17 protein-coding genes are annotated in these 16,361 nt (G+C 41.1%); 2 read left to right on the top strand and 15 right to left on the bottom strand.

Features of this window, described 5'->3' with window-relative positions; genetic code table 11:
• Positions 1–3: 3 nt before the first annotated feature.
• The 15 genes from atpG to JF53_RS15845 all read right to left on the bottom strand — a co-directional run bounded on the left by atpG (position 4) and on the right by JF53_RS15845 (position 15,040).
• Positions 4–858, bottom strand: coding sequence for an ATP synthase F1 subunit gamma (atpG, locus tag JF53_RS15915; RefSeq protein WP_047981139.1), 855 nt, complete (start codon positions 856–858; stop codon positions 4–6).
• Positions 859–952: 94 nt separating this feature from the next.
• Positions 953–2,464, bottom strand: a complete 1,512-nt coding sequence (gene atpA, locus JF53_RS15910; protein ID WP_047981138.1) for a F0F1 ATP synthase subunit alpha — start codon at positions 2,462–2,464, stop codon at positions 953–955.
• A gap of 210 nt (positions 2,465–2,674) precedes the next feature.
• Complete coding sequence (locus JF53_RS15905) at positions 2,675–3,217, bottom strand: F0F1 ATP synthase subunit delta (RefSeq protein ID WP_047981137.1); 543 nt, start codon at positions 3,215–3,217, stop codon at positions 2,675–2,677.
• Positions 3,214–3,729 (bottom strand): F0F1 ATP synthase subunit B, encoded by a 516-nt coding sequence (atpF, locus tag JF53_RS15900; protein ID WP_047981136.1) that lies wholly within the window; start codon positions 3,727–3,729, stop codon positions 3,214–3,216. Before atpF ends, JF53_RS15905 begins: the two co-directional genes overlap by 4 nt.
• Positions 3,730–3,858: 129 nt before the next feature.
• Entirely contained in the window at positions 3,859–4,071 is a 213-nt protein-coding gene (atpE, locus tag JF53_RS15895) for a F0F1 ATP synthase subunit C (RefSeq protein ID WP_047981135.1), read from the bottom strand.
• A gap of 92 nt (positions 4,072–4,163) precedes the next feature.
• Positions 4,164–4,889 (bottom strand): F0F1 ATP synthase subunit A, encoded by a 726-nt coding sequence (gene atpB, locus JF53_RS15890; protein WP_047981134.1) that lies wholly within the window; start codon positions 4,887–4,889, stop codon positions 4,164–4,166.
• Positions 4,890–4,906: 17 nt separating this feature from the next.
• Positions 4,907–5,281, bottom strand: a complete 375-nt coding sequence (locus JF53_RS15885; RefSeq protein ID WP_047981133.1) for an ATP synthase subunit I — start codon at positions 5,279–5,281, stop codon at positions 4,907–4,909.
• Positions 5,282–5,927: 646 nt separating this feature from the next.
• Positions 5,928–8,144: a S8 family serine peptidase gene (locus tag JF53_RS15880; protein ID WP_053071908.1), complete on the bottom strand. Its 2,217-nt coding sequence runs from the start codon at positions 8,142–8,144 to the stop codon at positions 5,928–5,930.
• Positions 8,145–8,237: 93 nt separating this feature from the next.
• A complete protein-coding gene (gene wecB, locus JF53_RS15875; protein WP_047981132.1) occupies positions 8,238–9,353 on the bottom strand; it encodes a non-hydrolyzing UDP-N-acetylglucosamine 2-epimerase in 1,116 nt (371 codons plus the stop codon).
• A gap of 24 nt (positions 9,354–9,377) precedes the next feature.
• On the bottom strand, positions 9,378–10,007 hold the full coding sequence (upp, locus tag JF53_RS15870; protein ID WP_047981131.1) for a uracil phosphoribosyltransferase: 630 nt from the start codon (positions 10,005–10,007) through the stop codon (positions 9,378–9,380).
• A 482-nt stretch (positions 10,008–10,489) separates the two neighbouring features.
• Complete coding sequence (locus tag JF53_RS15865; RefSeq protein WP_047981130.1) at positions 10,490–11,725, bottom strand: serine hydroxymethyltransferase; 1,236 nt, start codon at positions 11,723–11,725, stop codon at positions 10,490–10,492.
• Positions 11,726–11,841: 116 nt separating this feature from the next.
• Entirely contained in the window at positions 11,842–12,378 is a 537-nt protein-coding gene (locus JF53_RS15860; protein WP_047981129.1) for a TIGR01440 family protein, read from the bottom strand.
• A 259-nt stretch (positions 12,379–12,637) separates the two neighbouring features.
• Entirely contained in the window at positions 12,638–13,084 is a 447-nt protein-coding gene (rpiB, locus tag JF53_RS15855; RefSeq protein WP_047981128.1) for a ribose 5-phosphate isomerase B, read from the bottom strand.
• A 39-nt stretch (positions 13,085–13,123) separates the two neighbouring features.
• Positions 13,124–14,416 carry a methyl-accepting chemotaxis protein gene (locus tag JF53_RS15850; RefSeq protein WP_047981127.1) on the bottom strand — a complete coding sequence of 431 codons (1,293 nt, stop codon included), beginning with the start codon at positions 14,414–14,416 and terminating at the stop codon, positions 13,124–13,126.
• A gap of 24 nt (positions 14,417–14,440) precedes the next feature.
• Positions 14,441–15,040, bottom strand: a complete 600-nt coding sequence (locus JF53_RS15845) for a low molecular weight protein arginine phosphatase (RefSeq protein ID WP_047981126.1) — start codon at positions 15,038–15,040, stop codon at positions 14,441–14,443.
• Positions 15,041–15,468: 428 nt separating this feature from the next.
• Here JF53_RS15845 and JF53_RS15840 point away from each other — a divergent pair, with 428 nt between their 5' ends.
• On the top strand, positions 15,469–15,672 hold the full coding sequence (locus tag JF53_RS15840; protein ID WP_047981125.1) for a DUF2187 family protein: 204 nt from the start codon (positions 15,469–15,471) through the stop codon (positions 15,670–15,672).
• Positions 15,673–15,768: 96 nt separating this feature from the next.
• Positions 15,769–16,361 (top strand): IS256 family transposase (locus tag JF53_RS15835; protein WP_201777894.1); only part of this gene is annotated, 593 nt, incomplete at its 3' end.

Here is a 16,361-nt window from a genome sequence, read left to right as displayed (position 1 = left end):
CTACTATTCTAAAGCGCTCGCTCCGCCAACAATCTCAGTAATTTCTTGTGTGATTGCTGCTTGGCGTGCTCGGTTATAGACCAAGGATAAATCATCGATCAATTCAGATGCATTATCACTTGCACTACGCATTGCTGTCATTCGTGCAGCATGTTCACTTGCTTTTGCATCCAGTAATGCACCATAGATCAGACTTTCAGCGTATTGCGGTAAAAGTACTGCCAAGATTTGTTCTTCATTTGGCTCATATTCATATTGACTAGTTGAACCAGATGCATCAACATGTTCAATTGGCAATAGTTGGTTTGTTGTAACGACTTGCGAGATTGGACTTACATAATGATTGTAAATAATTACTAATCGATCAATCTCTTGGTCTGTATACATTTGCACCGTTTCAGAAGCAATTGTTTTAATTTCATTAAATGATGGCTGGGCTGGCAAGCCAATAATGCTTTTCGCAACTGGTAAGTTACGCTTCTTACAGAAGTCAACCGCCATACGTCCAATTGCAATCACCGTATATTCATCTGCTGATTGATGGTTCTTCCCAATCGTTTGATTTAGATTCCTTAAAATGTTTGCATTATATCCTCCTGCTAATCCACTATCAGCAGTAATCGCGATATAACCTGTCTTTTTCACCTCACGCTTTTGTAGCATTGGATGATCTGCATCGGTATTATTCGCAATACTTGCAACGACTTCTTGCATTTTCTTGCTATAAGGCACAAATGATTTTGCATTTTGTTCTGCCTTGTTCATTTTCGATGCCGATACCATTTCCATCGCTTTGGTGATTTTTTTCATTTTCGTTGTAGAATCAATTCGATTCTTAATATCTCTAAGTGATGCCAAGCTCTTTCACCACCCTTTCATGGGAAGTAGGTGGCATATTTAAGCACTAATGGAAACTTAAGATATGCCGACGCTTACTCCAAAAAATCATCTATTAGTTTTCAGAAGTTAAAAATGTTTTCTTGAATGATTCAATTGCATCGTTCATATCGCTTGTTTCTGGAAGTTTTCCAGTGTCACGAATCGTTGCAAGTAAATCTGCACGGTTAGAATCTAGCCATACATTAAGTTCCGATTCAAAGCGTGTGATATCCTCAACTGGAATATCATCTAAGAATCCTTTTGTAAGTGCGTAGATAATAACAACTTGGTATTCAACTTTAAGTGGTTTGTGTAATCCTTGTTTTAAGACTTCTACAGTACGTTCCCCGCGGTTAAGTTTTGCTAGTGTCGCTTTATCAAGATCTGACCCAAACTGAGCAAATGCTTCTAGTTCACGGAATGATGCTAGGTCTAGACGTAATGTACCGGCTACACTCTTCATCGCCTTGATTTGTGCTGAACCACCAACACGTGATACAGAAAGACCTGCATTAATCGCTGGACGTACGCCTGAGAAGAATAAATCAGACTGTAAGAAAATCTGTCCATCTGTGATGGAGATTACGTTTGTTGGGATGTAAGCAGAAATATCACCTGCTTGTGTTTCAACAAATGGTAATGCAGTTAACGAACCGCCACCCTTTGCATCACTTAATTTTGCAGCGCGCTCGAGTAAGCGTGAATGCAAGTAGAATACATCCCCTGGGAATGCTTCACGACCTGGAGGACGACGAAGTAATAGGGAAAGCTCACGATATGCTGCTGCTTGTTTGGAAAGATCATCGTAAACAACAAGAACGTGCTTGCCGTTATACATGAATTCCTCACCCATTGTTACCCCTGTATATGGTGCTAGGTATAATAATGGAGCAGGGTCAGATGCACCCGCCGCAACAACAATAGTGTAATCTAATGCACCGTAACGACGGAATGTTTCAACGGTTCCACGAACGGTTGATTCCTTCTGTCCGATTGCAACATAGATACAAATCATGTCTTGGTCTTTTTGATTTAAAATCGTATCAACCGCAACTGTTGTTTTACCAGTTTGACGGTCCCCGATAATAAGCTCACGCTGTCCACGCCCGATTGGTACAAGGGCGTCGATCGCTTTAATACCAGTTTGAAGTGGCTCGTGTACGGATTTACGATCCATAACACCTGGAGCCGCAGACTCGATTGGACGAGTTTTCGTCGTTTCAATTGGTTTACCACCGTCAATTGCTTGCCCTAATGGGTTTACAACACGACCAATTAGTTCTTCCCCAACTGGTACTTGCATGATACGTCCTGTGCGACGAACCTCATCGCCTTCTTTAATTCCTGTGTATGGGCCAAGGATAACGATACCAACGTTCGATTCTTCAAGGTTTTGTGCCATACCCATTACACCATTTGAAAATTCAACAAGCTCTCCAGCCATGACATTATCAAGGCCATGAGCACGTGCGATACCGTCCCCAATCTCAATAACTGTGCCGACATCACTTACTTCAATATCTGAATCGAAATTTTCGATTTGCTGCTTAATTAATTTACTAATTTCTTCAGCTTTGATGCTCATACCATTTCACCCCTATCATCAAATGTTCGTTAGAAAAACTCGCATTCGCTCGTTTTTTGGCGAAGCGACTTCATGTATTGCTACATGAACTGTTTTTCGAAATTACTTCTTGTAGCTTTACGAGGAGTATGTACTTCCTCAAATACCCAAGATACGACGAACGCTCTTTCTGTTCGTTTTCTTATGCAGGTGGAAAGTTTTTATCCTTTCCTAGCTGCCAAGTTTAATATTTTGCTCAATACGTCGTAGTTTTCCACTAATAGTTCCATCATAGATGGTATTGCCCATGCGGATTTTTACGCCTCCTACGATAGAAGGGTCTACTACGTTAACAAGTTTGATTGTATTTTTGTTCAGACGTTTTGCAAATGAGTTTTCAAGCTCTTTCTGTTCAGCATCTGACAACTTACGAACAGAATATACTGTTCCTTGTGCAATTCCGCCTGCATTGTTTACATGCTCGATAAATTGATCAATAATATCAGAAATGATCGCTGTACGATGTCGTTCCACTAATAATTTAAGTGTGTTCACAACATCCTTAGAAACACCTTTAAACACTTCCTCTAAAAATTGTTTCTTTTTATCGTTTGTAACACGTGGATGCATTAGAAATGCTTGTAAATCACTGTTCTCTTGAAAAACCTGCTTCACAACTGTCAATTCATCAACGAATTTATCAAGCTGTGACGATTCACTTCCGAGTTGGAAAAGAGCATCTGCATAACGTTTGGCAACTACTGCTTCACTCATCGCTCTTCTCCTACCTCTTTAATGTATTCGTTTATCAACTTCTCCTGATCTTGTGCACTTAGCTCTTTCTCAATTACTTTACTTGCAATAAGAACAGATAAGGATGCCACTTGATCTTGAAGTGCTTGAAGTGCTTTTTCTTTCTCGTTCCTGATATCTGCCTGGGCAGATTTTTTGATGCGTTCTGCTTCCTGGCGAGCCGATTCAATAATATCTTGCTCCTGCTTCACACCAGCGCTTTTCGCATCCTCTATAATTTTTTGTGCTTCTAATTTCGTTTGATTTAATTGTTCTTGCGCTTGTTTCGCTGCGGTTTCAGCCTCGATGCGGCTTTGTTCTGCTGCTTCGATTTCATTCGCTACATAATCTTCACGCTTTTTCATCATGTCCACAACTGGACCCCAAGCGAACTTGGCCACTAATAATAGAAGTATAGCAAAGAAAACTAGCTGTACTAACATATCTCCTACATAAAATCCACCAAGCGATGCGTAAATAGTGAATGCTTGCACTTAAATTCACTCCTTTCAACCTGATTCGTACATTTTACTGTATTTTAAAAGTCCATTCCTTACTCAGGTAAAAATAACGGCGAAGTTCAAAAGGACATCTTCGCCATTTTTAGTTAGAGGTATATTTAATTAGCTACCCATTACCATTAATGCGATAACTACTGCGATGATAGGCATTGCCTCTACTAGACCTACCCCGATAAACATTGTTGTTTGAAGTTGACCTTTAAGCTCAGGTTGACGAGCGATTCCTTCAACTGTACGACTTACGATTAATCCGTTACCTACACCTGCACCAAGTGCTGCTAAACCTACTGCTATTGCTGCTGCTAAAGCTCCCATAATATAAAATCCTCCTTAAGATATCCATATAATTTTTTTAAGATAATTTCCGGTTTCAACAGATATTCTATTAAAACTGGTTAATTAATAAGTTAGTGTTCTTCACTTACTTTGTGAGAAATATACACCATTGCAAGCATCGTGAAGATAAATGCCTGGATTCCTCCAATGAAAATACTAAATCCTTGCCATGCTAAGAATGGAATTGCACCACCTAAGAATCCTACAATACCATTGTGAGCAGTTAAACCAACTAGTAATGCTAGTAGTACCTCACCGGCATATAGGTTACCGAATAGACGTAAACCTAATGTTAAGGTATTCGAGAATTCCTCAATTAACTTAATTGGGAATAGTGGCCATAATGGTTGGAAATATGATTTCACATATGCTTTTCCACCACGCAATTTAATTCCATAAAAATGCGATAAAATAATTACCATTGCTGCTAATGTTAGTGTGATACCTGGATCTGCTGTTGGTGATTTCCACCATGTTTCCCCATTGTATACACCATTTGTAATAACACCTAACATATTTCCAACAAGGATATATGTAAATAGGGTTAATGCTAATGGTAAGAATAGCTTTCCTGTTTTCCAATCCATTGTGTCATTGACGATTCCTTTGACAAAGTCGAGAACCCACTCCATGACATTCTGTGCACCAGTTGGTTTCATTCTCAACTTTCTTGCGCCTAAAACGGAAAGGACGAAAACAATTAAGGATGTTACGATAATCATCAATACATTGGACAGATTGAAATCAAGCCAACTGATCCCAAAGACGTCATGTACTATCGGTGCGCCATGATCCATACTTATTCACCCCTCTTTCAAGCACTATCCTTATTTTTGTAAACAATAAAATCTATCATAATGACTAAATAAGAAGTCATTAATCCAATTATAACAGCAATCATATTGAAATACGCTTCATAACGAAGGGCGATTATGACTGCTAAAGCAACTGCTGCAAATCTAGAAATAGTTCCCAATCCTCGTGCTGGCTGTTTCTTTGCGACTGCTTCTGTAAATTCACTTGTTTTCTTTTGTAATAGATAAAGATTGTAGAAGCTAATGGCACTTCCTAAAAGTAGCCCGAGGAAAATCGTTACATACGGAGTAAAGCCTACTCCAAGAACGAGAATTGCTAGAAGGTAAAACATCCATTTACGTTGACGGGACATTGCAGTTTGATTGTTGGTCATGATTGATTTACTCCCGACTTGGTAAATTCCCTAACAACTGTCACCATTCTTGTTGTGTTAACTTAGCTAATTCCTAGTAAAAGACCGATGATGGTGAAGGTTGGTCTAGTGGAAACTAGTTTTTAATTAGCTATCGAGAAAAAGTCTTGAGAATGGCTTCACCTACTAAATTAGCAGATATTGTGCTTGTTGTCACAATTGCTAGGTATGGTGTTTTCCCCACAAGAAAACTCTCTTTTTCCCAAGAGAATATGGGGTTTCTAGACTGGAGAGGTCTTCAAGTTAAATTCTATGTATTTGGAAAATTAAACATAGTAATTTCAGTTTAATGAAAACCTTATCATTCCATACTTAGCAAGTGTACCTTAGGTATAGTTTGTTGTCAATTGGTTTCCTATCAATTTTGTGCAAATTTCACAAAAGAACGATAGTGTTTTTCCAAAATTGACAGCAGGTGTGTTTCCTTGCTTTCATTATATCGAATTACCCTTTTTATAGTAGTGACATTTTTGTGAAATTCGTTCCATATTTTTGTAGGGAGAGAGTAGGATAGACTTTACCGAAAAAATAAAACGTTTCGCGCAAATATATCATCCTGCATTTAATCGCTCCGTGTATGATTATTCCTACTCTCTCCTACTACTATTCATGGTAAGTCTGGTTCTAGCATTAGTTCCGTTTGGTAGCTTTCGTATGTTCCGTCTTGCTGTTGTACGGTAATGATGGCGAGGTAATAGCCCGGCTTGCCGATTTCTCGTTTGGACATGTAGCCTTCGTTCATTCCCGTTTTTATGTTTTCCATCGTAAAGAGTATACGGTCAAATACTAATGATTGTGGATCATATAATTCCACGGATACGGATTTTGCCTTTTCCGTTACATATAACCGGTATACGTATTCATCCTCCGAGAATGGCTTTAGACTAAATTCAAAGCCGGTCGCTTTCGGAAAGTCGGCTGTTTCGTTTATGAATAAATATGGAAGGGTAAAAGTGTCCGAATCTGACTGTAGCTCTAGCCACCCTTGATGAATGCCTTTTTCTAGTTGTGTTGACGTGATGCCTAGTTCCACTGGTACTGTTAGCTTCTTTCCCGCTTCCACTGTAAAAGACATTGGCAGTTTCCAGCTTAATCCTTTTTGCTTTTTGGGAATGGAAAACGAGTAGCGTTGTGGCTGGTCGCCAGTATTTTCGATGGTAAGCTTCATTGTTTTTGTTTTCCGGTATTCATCAATTTTCCCAAATCCTAATGAAGGATTGTGAATAATTGTTGTCGTTTCGATGGCACGCTTCGGATCGATTTTTCCCATTCCCTGCCCTATTGGTTCAGCTGGTGTTCCATCCTCTGTTTCCAATCGGTATGCCGTAGTTTTTAGCGCTCCAAAAATTTGTTCATTCGTCCAGTTGGGATGCGCTTCCTTCAGCAAGGCAACGACACCTGCAACATGCGGACTTGCCATACTGGTTCCTTGCATCGGCATATATCCGCCTCCTGGAACTGTGCTTAAAATATTCGTTCCAGGTGCTAGTACATCCGGTTTTATTTCCCAATTGACGGTTACCGGTCCTCTTGAGCTAAAAGTAGCTACTCCGCTTTTCGTTTGTTCGTATATTGTTTCAAGATAGGGATGGGCTTGTTGCTTTGCCATGTTTAACAGCCTTTTTCCGTCTTTTTTGGACACAGATACAACTGGAATAGTAATCGGTTCGTCACGGCCCGTGATTGCTCCTTGAAAACTGCCCTGTTCGTTGTTGTAAATTATCACCGCAATAGCACCTTTTTCCTCTGCTTGCTTTGCTAAATCATAAAATGGCACTTCTCCACGCTGTAGTAAGGCAATTTTTCCTTCTAGTGGTGCTTCTGGATTAGCAACTATTTCATAGCTCTTGGTTAAGTCCCACGGCACAGAGCCCATCATTGGAACCGGGGAAATCTTTTGATTGGACAAGGCATCGTAGAGCATTGGTAAGGTTTGGGAATTGGCAAAAGCGCCGACTGCTAAAGCGTTTCGTGCTGTGGCTGGTGCTCCCACTGTCCAGTTTTCTGGACCACTATTTCCATTGGCAATCACAATTGCTACCCCAAGCTCTGACGCTCGATTGACCGCAACACTCGTTGGATAGTCTGGTCCATTTACCGAATTCCCCAAGGACAGATTGATAACGTCCACTCCGTCTTGAACTGCCTGTTCCATAGCCGCAATTACTTGTACAGAAGTACCACTACCGCCCGGTCCTAGAGCGCGATAGGAGCGAATTTTTGCATTTGGTGCTACACCCTTCATATTGCCGTTTGCCGCGATAATGCCAGCAACATGACTCCCGTGTTCAGTCGGAATCCCTTCCGATTCCTGTGTTTCCATTGGGTCATCATCCAAGTCGACTACATCATAACCACCTATATAATTTTCCTGTAAATCAGGGTGGTTGTAATCAATCCCTGTATCAATCACGCCAACGGTGATACCTTTTCCAGTATATGTCGTGTTGTTTAGCTCAGCTGGCCACACAATATCTTGGTTTTTTTCCAGTTCTGTTGGATCAGAAATTTTTCCAATGGTTGGTGACAGCATTGCTTCATAATGCTGAACCGTATGGACTGCTTTGATAAAATCCAATGTCCCCATTTTCGCTAAATCCTTCGGGGCTCCTTGTAATGCTAATCCGTTAAATAATGTGTCATAGGTCGCCATTACTTCGATAAAAGGATGATAGGTTTCTATGTATTCTTTATGTGCCTCAGGATTTCCTTCCACCTCAATGATGATCGATTGATCATCTACTAGCATTTGTGCTTTAATCGGACTGCAAAAAAACGAAACACCAATAATCATCGCTAGCATTGTTAATTTTCTTGTCCACATACTTTCCCCTCCTCTCTTAGTAGCATTTGTAAAAGGAAAAGGATTGATACATAACAAAAGGAGACCCTAGCATCTAGGAATCTCCTTAACAGTTTAGTTATTAAAATATGCCGCTATCGCATCTGCAATGCGACGGGATGCTTCACCATCTCCATATGGATTGGACGCTTTTGCCATTTTATCATGTGCTGCTTTGTCTGATAACAATTCATCCGCTAAATTGAAAATGGTTTCCTCATCCGTACCAGCTAGCTTTAATGTGCCAGCATCGATTCCTTCAGGGCGTTCAGTCGTATCACGAAGAACAAGTACTGGAACACCAAGTGATGGCGCTTCCTCCTGCACTCCACCTGAATCGGTCAAAATCAAATACGCTCTCGATGCAAAATTATGAAAATCTACGACATCTAGCGGTTCGATTAACTGGATGCGGTCATCATTCCCAAGAATTTCATTCGCGGTTTCCCGAACAACAGGGTTTAAATGCACTGGATACACAACATGGATATCTTGGTGCTTTTCCACCAATCGCTTGATAGCTCGGAACATTTGCTGCATGTTTCGACCTAGGTTTTCTCGGCGGTGTGCTGTCATCAACACCAGTCGCCTGTCCCCTATGTTGTGTAAGATACCACTAGAATAGTCCGCATTGACTGTTGTTTTCAGAGCATCAATTGCGGTATTCCCGGTGACCAAAATTTTGTCCGATGGTTTATTTTCATCCAACAGGTTTTGCCTTGATTTTTCCGTCGGTGCAAAATGCAGATCTGCCAAAACGCCAGTAAGCTGACGATTCATTTCCTCTGGATATGGGGAATATTTATTCCATGTCCGGAGTCCCGCTTCCACATGGCCAACCGCAATTTGATTGTAGTAAGCTGCAAGGGAAGCAGCGAATGTCGTACTTGTATCACCATGAACAAGTACAATGTCCGGCTGCGTTTTTTTCATCACCTCATCGAGACCTTCTAGTGCCCGAGTTGTGATTTGTGCTAATGTCTGTTTTTGCTTCATGATGTTCAAATCGTAATCAGGGGTAATGTTGAAAATATCTAATACTTGGTCCAGCATTTCTCGATGCTGTGCTGTTACCGTGACGATGGGTTCAAATTCTTCCGTTCTTTTTTTCAGTTCAAGCACGAGCGGAGCCATTTTAATAGCTTCTGGTCTTGTCCCAAATATCGTCATCACTTTGATACGTTTTGCCATCTTCCCCACTCCGATACGCTTTAGTTATTTTGTACCAAACAAACGGTCACCGGCATCGCCTAGACCAGGTACAATATATGCATGATCATCAAGTTTTTCATCCAGTGCAGCCAAATAAATATCGACGTCTGGATGTGCCTCTTTAATCACTTCCACACCCTCTGGCGCAGCGATTAAACACATCAGGCGGATATTTTTTGCCCCGCGGTTCTTAAGTGACTGAATCGCATCATTGGCTGATCCACCAGTCGCTAGCATCGGATCAATAACAATTAATTCACGCTCTTCAATATCAGAAGGCAGTTTTATGTAATATTCAACAGGCTTCAATGTTTCAGGATCACGGTATAATCCAACATGCCCAACTCTTGCTGCTGGAATTAACTTCAGCATTCCATCTACCATTCCAAGTCCTGCACGTAAAATTGGAATCAAGCCAATTTTCTTCCCAGCTAACACCTTCGTATTCGTCGTTGTTACCGGTGTTTCAATCGTAGTCTCCTCTAGCGGCAAATCACGTGTAATCTCAAAAGCCATTAACATCGCAACCTCATCCACTAGCTCCCGAAATTCCTTCGTTCCAGTATTCTTATCTCGAATATAAGACAATTTATGCTGGATCAACGGATGATCTAAAACATGTACATTTCCCATTTGGCGACCACTCCTTCGTATAAGTTACATCTTTAAAATTGTACTGAAAAAACGCCAGTTATTCAAGGTAAACGAGGTGGATTTGGGAAAATTGCTTGGGTGGGTGGGGGTGGGGGCTCAGGTCTGGGTGGGGGTGTGAGTTGCGGGCGGGGGTTTGCTTTGGTTCGGGATTCCTCGCTTGGGGTTCGGGTTTTGTGTGGTGGTGTTCGGGTTTTCTGAGTGGCACTTCGGCATAAACTTGCTTTGGTTCGGGATTCCGGGAGGCGTTCGGGATTCCTCGCTTGGGGTTCGGGATTTGTGTGCGAGAGTTCGGGTTTTCTGAGTGGCACTTCGGCATAAACTTGCATCGGTTCGGGATTCCAGTTTGGATTGTAGCTGGAATTCAGCGCGGAATACTGTTAATTCATCGTAAACCCAGCAACGCGTCCACCCGTGCTCAGGCAGCAAAAAGAGGACGCCGAAAACGGCATCCTCTCTCAACGCTACACATATAATGGTGATTTTTCTGTTAAAGCTAACACACGGTCAGCCGCTTCCTTCAATACCGCTTCATCTTCATGATTTTTCAAGGTTAATGAAATGATTGCTGCAATTTCACGCATTTCAACTTCCTTGAAGCCACGTGTTGTTACGGCCGGTGTGCCGACGCGAATTCCGCTTGTGACAAATGGGCTTTCAGTATCAAATGGAATCGTGTTTTTGTTAACGGTAATGCCGATTTCGTCTAGCACGTGTTCGGCAATTTTTCCGGTAATTCCTAATGGAGTTACATCCAATAACAATAGATGGTTGTCTGTACCACCGGATACAACCCGGATCCCTTCAGCAACTAATGCGTCTCCTAACGCTTTTGCATTTAAGATGATTTGCTTACAATAGCGTTTGAAATCATCGGATAATGCTTCTTTAAAAGAAGTAGCCTTAGCTGCAATGATGTGCATTAATGGACCACCTTGCATGCCAGGGAATACCGCTTTATCAATTTTTTTCGCATGCTCTTCTTTACAAAGAATCATGCCACCACGTGGTCCGCGTAATGTTTTATGGGTAGTGGTCGTTACAAAATCTGCATATGGTACTGGATTTGGATGTAAGCCTGCAGCGACAAGACCTGCGATATGGGCCATGTCAACCATCAAGTAGGCACCGACTTCATCAGCAATTTCGCGGAACTTTGAGAAATCAATTAGACGGGAATATGCACTAGCACCCGCTACGATCAACCTCGGTTTCACTTCTCTTGCTTTTTCCAAAACAGCATCATAATTTAGCTGCTCTGTATCCTTATCCACTCCATAATCCACGAAGTTATATAGTGAACCACTGAAATTAACCGGGCTACCATGTGTTAAGTGACCGCCATGGCTAAGGTTCATGCCAAGGACCGTATCACCTGGCTCTAGTACGGAAAAATAAACAGCCATGTTTGCTTGTGCACCAGAATGCGGTTGAACATTAGCATGGTCTGCTCCGAACAATTGTTTTGCACGGTCTCTAGCTAGATTTTCTACAACATCAACATGCTCACAGCCCCCATAATAACGCTTGCCTGGATAACCTTCTGCATATTTGTTGGTTAATACGGATCCCATTGCTTCCATAACCGCTTCTGACACAAAATTCTCAGAGGCAATTAACTCGATTTTCGTTTGTTGACGCTTTTTTTCCGCTTCCATTGCTTCAAATAATTCACGATCTCCTTGTTTTACATGTTCCATTGGCCATATCCTCCCCGTAGTTTCCAAACTAGAATTTTAGTTGTGAATCGTTATGTATTGGAATGCCGCTAAGTAGCATGCTCCATTTCATAGGACTATAACTAGAAAAGCTGATACTACTCGTAAACGGCTCTGCTTCCACCAATTAGTTTCGGTCGTGTTCTTGCTGCCGTTACTCGTGCACTGCCAACATAGCGTTGGTTAAAGCGAACTGGTACTGCCACATGCTTTAGATGCATACCAATCAAAGTTTCGCCGATGTCAATTCCAGCATCTGCTTTTAGATTCTCTACAACAACTGGATCATCCATCTCCTTATAGGCTAAGGAAGCCATTGAACCACCTGCCGTTGGAACGGGCACAACTGCTACTTCTTCTAGCTGGAATTTCACCATTGTGGCGCGCTCCACGACTAATGCTCGGTTTAAATGCTCACAGCATTGGAATGCGAGATGGATGCTGGTTTGGTGCTTAAGATCCGTCATTGCTGAAAAAATTTGCCTAGCTATTTCTTCACTGCCTGCTGTACCAATTCGTTTTCCAGCAACTTCACTTGTAGAGCAACCGATTACAAAAAGAGCATCTTTTTTAAGAAAATTTTCTTGCATGATTTCCGTCGTGATTGCCGATAAATCACGTTGAATGTCCTGCATGCCACATCACCTTACCAGTATTATTTAAAATGGTAATTGGCTGGTACATAAGTGTTTATGGTTAGATAAAATCCGAACGCTGTCGCACGATACCCGCTCCGGGAATATACTTCGCTTTCCGCAGGGGGCTGGTTAGCCTCCTCAGAGCTATCGCTTTTGCGGGGGCTCACCGTTGCCCTTCCTCCCGCAGGAGTCGCTGAATCAGTGCATTGTTCGTCCTTTCATCTTCTCATTTTACTTATGTTCCAGCCTCCAGATTTTATCGATTATTTTCTTCGTACGTATTGATTTTTCCAAGGCGGTTTTCGTGGCGTCCACCTTCAAAATCCGTTTCCAGCCAAGTTTTGGCAATTTCTCTTGCAAGTCCTGGACCAATAACACGCTCACCCATTGCAATCATATTCGAATCATTATGCTGGCGTGTTAGCTTTGCACTGTAAACATCATGTGTTAATGCACAGCGAATGCCTTTTACCTTATTGGCAGCGATGGACATACCAATTCCAGTACCACAAATTAAAATACCGCGATCAAACTCACCACTCGCTACTCGCTCTGCTGCTGGTAGCGCATAATCTGGGTAGTCAACGGAGGTTTCACACGTGCAGCCTATATCTTCATATGGAATACCCATTTCCTCTAATAAACTCTTTACTTCATTACGGATTGTCATTCCGGCATGGTCACCTGAAATTATTACTTTCATTTCGAATCGCTCCTTTACCGTGATGTGGTATTGTATCTATTAATTCACTTTAAACTTTTGAATTTGCTGATTCAATCCTTTTGCCTGGTCTTCTAGTTCATGAACGAGCTCATCCACTTTTCCAATCGTTGCAGCTTGTTCTTGGATGGAGGAATTGACCTCTTCCGTTCCAGCTGATGTTTCCTCAGCGATTGCCGCAACTTCCTGTGATTGAGAAGCTGTCGCTTGAATGGATGTTAATTGCTGGTTCACTATCGTTAAAATAACCTCGATTTCATTCGCCACTTCTTCAACAGAGCTAGACATTTGCTCAATCGCAACATTCGTTGCCACACCGTTATCTGCTTCTTTTTTCGCATGCTGAACATTTTCATTAATCTTATGAACGACTTGATTGACATCCTCTTGTATTGCTTCGATAAGCTCGGAAATTCGCTGAACAGCTTGTGCACTTTGGTCTGCGAGCTTGCGAATTTCTTCGGCAACTACTGCAAATCCTTTTCCGTGCTCCCCTGCTCTTGCCGCCTCAATCGATGCATTCAGTGCTAGTAGATTCGTCTGCTCGGCAATTTCGCCAACCATCGTAATAATCGATTCTACCTGAAGGGCATTTTGCTTCAAGTTATCCACATCTTTCAAGGATACCTCTTGTGCATTCGCTAGCTGCTGGATACCTTCAACGAGTTGGTTTACGACCTGTTTACTAGTCGATAACGTTTCTAACATTGTCTGGGATTTATCCTTTGATTGTCCCGCTTTTTCTTGTACTTTTTCGGCTAGGACGGTTGCTTCTTCCACGGATTCCACCGTATTTTGAATTGCTTCGGAAGAACTTTCCGCTCCCTTCGAAATTTCTTCAATAGATGCACTGATCAAATTAGAATGCTGTGCGACTTGACTCGATGCAGCACGCAATTGAATAACCGATTGATTGGTATTCTCAAAATGGTCATCTATATTATGTACCATTTCACTTAAATTTCTTAACATCGTATCAAACGATGTGCTCAAAGTTTGGATTTCATCATCTGTCTTCGGAATCACAATTGCTTGATTCAAATTCCCTGCTGCTGCTTCTGATGCCGCAACAGCTAATCGATCTAACGGCTTGGTAAGCATTCGGGCTGCAAAATAGGCAAGCACTCCCGACCAAAAAATCCCTAAGAATAACGTTATAATCGTATATAATTCCATCGAAACCTGCCAAAATTCCACTACATAATCATAGAGAAAATAAAGAAAAAATGCACTGGTGGTGTACGTGATTACTGCTAAAATAGTGGTGAATAATACTAACTTCAATCGTAATCCAAAGCGGTACTTTTTGCTCATTGTGTTAGCCCCCAATAGTAGTATTTATATTTTTTTCATTAATAACTCGATGTATGCTTCCATTTCGGCTACGGTTTGCTGATAGGTTTTTAAGTCCCCACCAAATGGATCGGATATATCATAATTAATTAAACTACCTTCTAATTGCTGAATTCGGTCAATATCTTGTTTTAAATAGTCTCGTAGCTTTTGTTCCAAAACATGCTGCTCTAGCTTATGCTGGTTCTCATGAATAAATTGGGAACGCTTCGTTTCATATTCGGCATAATGCTTCTTTAATTCATTCCATACTTTTTTATCGGAATCAGACACATATTCCTTAAGCGTGTAATACTTGTCTTGAAAGTTCGGATATTGCACAATTAGTGACTGCTTATGCTGGGTCGTCATGGTCAGAACAAGGTCTGCCCAGTTCAGCAAATGTTCCGTGACTGGCTGTGACAGATGGTCTAACGGAATCTGTTTTTGTTCCAGTGCCAGTATGGTATTTTTTGATGCTCGCTGATTCTTCGCTGCAAAAATCCCTGCCGACTTTACTTCTACTTCTGGCATTTTAGCTTTTACAATCGCCTCTGCCATCGGGCTGCGGCATGTGTTTCCCGTACATACAAACAAAATTTTCATTACAATACCTCCAGTTCTAATCAGGCGGCATGATACAAATCCGAACACGGTATTCCAACCGTGTAAAATTACTTATAGCCTAAAACCATTTTCAGTCATAGACCATCGACTTGCTAACTAAAATATAACACAGAATAGATGGTGTTGACAGAAAAAGAAGAAATGATTAGATAGGATGACGCCTCTATAGAGTGTTAGTACTTTTTTCCTAGTTAAAAATAAGGAAATTGTCAAAAATCATTTAAAATTGTAGAAATTATAAGCCAATAGTAATACTATAAGATTAACGTATTTCAATTGTAACGATACAATATGCGAAAGTCGGACAGTTGGTGATTCACAGTTTGTTTACAAAACCTTGAAAATGTCTATATAGTACATATAGCGATTTTCATTAAGGATTCAATCCATTAGGAGGGAATAAGTAAATGAAAAATTCATTACAAACAGCGAGCATCGGTGACATCGTTCTTTTTGACAGAAGAGAGAATCAATATAAAGGGAAAGTTTTTCAAGTAAGGGAGAATAGTGTATTAGTGGAGTTATCCAAGGAAGCAGCTACTACACTAGGGTATGAAATGCCTAACACCGTCGTTAGACACGGAAAGTATATGATCATTTCGGGAGTGTAATATAAACTGTGTAAGTAAGAGAGCGTACGGCTCTTACTTCGCAGTTTATTTTTTTATTGTTAAACTAAGAATATATGAATTGGGGAGTTGTTTCTAATGGCGAAATCGAAGCGTGATCCAAAATCAGTAGAGTTAGCTAATAGAATTATAGAACAATACCAACCAGAGTCCGTACAAGACATGCAGAATGCACTGAAAGACATATTTGGCCCTATGTTTGAATCCATGTTAAAAGGTGAAATGAACCATCATCTTGGCTATGATTCAAACGATAAAGGGGAAAAGAGCACAGATAACAGGAGAAATGGTTACGGAAAGAAAATCTTAAATACCAGTGCTGGGGAAGTGGAAATCGAGGTGCCACGAGATCGTGACGGCTCTTTTGAACCTCAGATCATCCCGAAACGTAAAAAAGATGTTTCTGAAATAGAGGACAAGGTTATTTCCATGTATGCGAGAGGCATGTCCCAACGAGACATATCATCTACCATTGAAGACATTTACGGCTTTTCTGTGTCTCATGAAATGGTTTCTGATATCACAGATACCGTGCTGCCTGATTTAGAAGAATGGCAAAGTCGTCCTTTAGATGAATGTTATCCTTTTGTCTTTGTAGACTGCATGTACACAACCATTCGCAATCAATACGAGACAAAAAAGTACGCTGTTTACACCATTTTAGGCTATAC

Origin of the sequence: Ornithinibacillus contaminans, assembly GCF_001038425.2 — a bacterium.
In the GTDB taxonomy this organism is placed as follows: Bacteria; Bacillota; Bacilli; order Bacillales; family Amphibacillaceae; genus Ornithinibacillus; species Ornithinibacillus contaminans.
This window is presented reverse-complemented; position numbering and strand designations above follow the sequence as displayed.